Raw genomic sequence first — 2941 nt, 5'->3', positions numbered from 1 at the left:
CTTTGAGTATTTTACGTCAATCCAAGAGGTTTACACAAAATCATTTACACTCTCACTATACACCAGACAATTACCATTCCTGTGCTGATGATTATCTTACAAAACACTTTTGTATCGAAGAGTAAAGAATGATGTTTTTTCAGAATTTACATACTATATGAACAATATAGCATTCATATTTTTATTGACAACAGTCATATCCTATTACCCTCCTTTCCTTTTTTATAAGAAATTATAAAGCAACCTTGTTTAAAAACTTTTTTATTTTTTATACAATAAAACAAACTTATATTCTCACCAATGTTGCATCAATCAAATAAAAAAGCAAACCTCTTAACATTGTAAACTTGCTTCTTAACTGACGTACTATGACTAAGAAACAATAGTGAAACATCTATAGTACTTCTTAGTGTGTACTCTGTACCCAAGGAAGGAGAGCCAGCCTGAGCTGAGGCAGGATGCCGAATCGAAGGCGTTTCAGCATCACTTGTATACCTTTACTGTACACACTTAGAAGCACTTAGATGTGTAGCGTGTTTTGTGTCATAGTATGCCAGCTAAGAAGCTATAAAAACCTACAAGAGTTTTGCGGTCATTAATACGTATTTATTCAACCTCAGCCTTTAGCTTCTGAATAAATTCATGAATATCAATTGCACCTTGATCACCATCATCACGACTACGAACAGATACCTTATTTTCATCTTTTTCTTTTTGTCCAACAATTAGCATATAAGGTACTTTGTCCATCTGTCCCTCTCTGATTTTATAACCAAGTTTCTCATTACGATCATCAAGTTCAGCACGAATTCCCACTTTTAATAATTCATCTAATACACTCTTAGCATATTCATTATATCCCTCTGAAACAGATAGAATCTTCACTTGTTCTGGAGCAAGCCATACCGGGAATTTACCAGCATAGTGTTCAATAAGTATTCCAATGAATCTTTCTATTGAACCAAATACAACACGGTGAATCATAATTGGACGATGTTTCTCACCATCAGAGCCGATATATTCAGCATCAAAACGTTGTGGTAATTGGAAATCTAATTGTATTGTTCCACACTGCCATGTTCTACCGATGGAATCTTCTAGATGGAAGTCAATCTTAGGTCCGTAGAATGCGCCGTCTCCTTCATTCACGATATATTCCATCTTCAAATCATCAAGAGCATTCTGTAATCCCTTTGTAGCAAGTTCCCAGTCCTCATCACCACCAATACTATTCTCTGGTCGAGTTGATAATTCTACATGATATTTGAAGCCAAATTTTGAATATACTTCATCAATCAGTCTTACTACTCCTTTGATTTCATCTGTAATCTGTTCTCTTGTCATATATATATGAGCATCATCTTGAGTAAAACAACGAACTCTCATAAGTCCATGTAACTGACCTGATTTTTCATGACGATGTACTAATCCTAATTCACCCATTCGAATTGGTAACTCTCTATAAGAATGTGGTTGCATCTTATATACTAGCATAGCACCTGGGCAGTTCATTGGCTTAATTGCAAAATCTGTATCATCAATTACTGTAGTATACATATTCTCACGATAGTGATCCCAGTGGCCTGAAGTTTCCCATAACTCACGGTTTAACATCATTGGTGTAGATACCTCTACATATCCTTCTCTTGTATGAAGCTTACGCCAATAATCAATTAATACATTCTTTAGTACCATTCCTTTTGGAAGGAAAAATGGAAATCCTGGCCCCTCATCTAGTAGTGTAAATAATCCAAGTTCTTTTCCTAACTTTCTATGGTCACGCAACTTCGCTTCTTCTACTTGTTTCAGATAATCATTTAACTCACTTTGTTTTGGAAATGAAGTTCCATAGATTCTAGTTAACATCTTATTCTTCTCATTTCCTCTCCAGTATGCACCTGCTACCGAAGTTAATTTGAACGCTTTAATTAAGCAAGTATTCGATACATGAGGTCCTGCACATAAATCTACATATTCTCCTTGACGAAACAATGTGATTACTGCATCTTCTGGTAGTTCATTAGTAAGTTCCACCTTGTAGCTTTCATTTAGACTTTCCATTTGTTTAAGTGCTTCATTGCGGCTTACTTCAATTCTTTCCAGTGGCAATGATTCTTTCACAATCTTCTTCATCTCTTCTTCCACTGCTTTTAAGTTCTCAGGCATAAATGGAAAAGAAAATTCAAAATCATAATAAAATCCGTTCTCGATTGCTGGACCTATTGCCAACTTTGTATCTGGATAAAGGCGTTTAACTGCTTGTGCCAAAACATGTGCTGTTGTGTGACGAAATGCCTCTCTTCCTTCTGCTTCTTCAAATTTTCTTTCTTCAATTGAACCATTTTTACTAATTACTTTCATCTTATCTTCTCCTTTCAAATGTTGTTTAACAAATCTTATGTACAAAAAAACACCCTAATAATCATGGCTATTTACCACAATTATAAGGGTGCAAGTATATGCACGGTTCCACCTTAATTTTTCACTTTAGATTCTAACAAATCCTATCCTTTAACGCAGGCATACGGTAATGCTTACTAATTTCAGCGATACAGCTCAGGAATGGTTTTCATCTAACTTCCTTCATAAAGAACTCTCAGCAAATGTCCTTCTCCCTGTATGTTTCCACTAGACTACTATTTCCGTCTTTGCATTTTATATTTTGTTACCTTTATTATAGGCTTATAATTTTAAATGTCAAGTAGTATATTTGTTACTCAGCTCCAAAAGGAGTTTTTTCTTAATCTTCCATCTTTATTTGTAAGAGTTTCTTAAGAATTTTTGACATAATAAAAATTGAGGGTTATGGAACCCAAAAACGTCATCATTTGTTAAGTCTGAATCGTTTACCGACATTTGCAATCCCGCGCTTGATTCGGAGAAAAAAAGAATATATTCAATCGGAGAAACGACCGCGTTCGAGCAGTGGCATATTTATCAG

General features: G+C 35.0%; 1 protein-coding gene and 1 other annotated feature. The gene reads right to left on the bottom strand.

Going from position 1 to position 2941, the window contains the following annotated elements:
- Positions 1-606: 606 nt before the first annotated feature.
- Positions 607-2361, bottom strand: coding sequence for a threonine--tRNA ligase (thrS, locus tag ACW2QF_RS19110; RefSeq protein WP_455717610.1), 1755 nt, complete (start codon positions 2359-2361; stop codon positions 607-609).
- Positions 2362-2442: 81 nt separating this feature from the next.
- Positions 2443-2658 (bottom strand) — a binding site (T-box leader).
- Between the last annotated feature and the right edge of the window lie 283 nt (positions 2659-2941).

The sequence above is a fragment of the Anaerosporobacter sp. genome (assembly GCF_965301125.1).
Note: the sequence above shows the minus strand (reverse complement) of the source record. Positions and strands in the feature narration are given on the sequence as shown.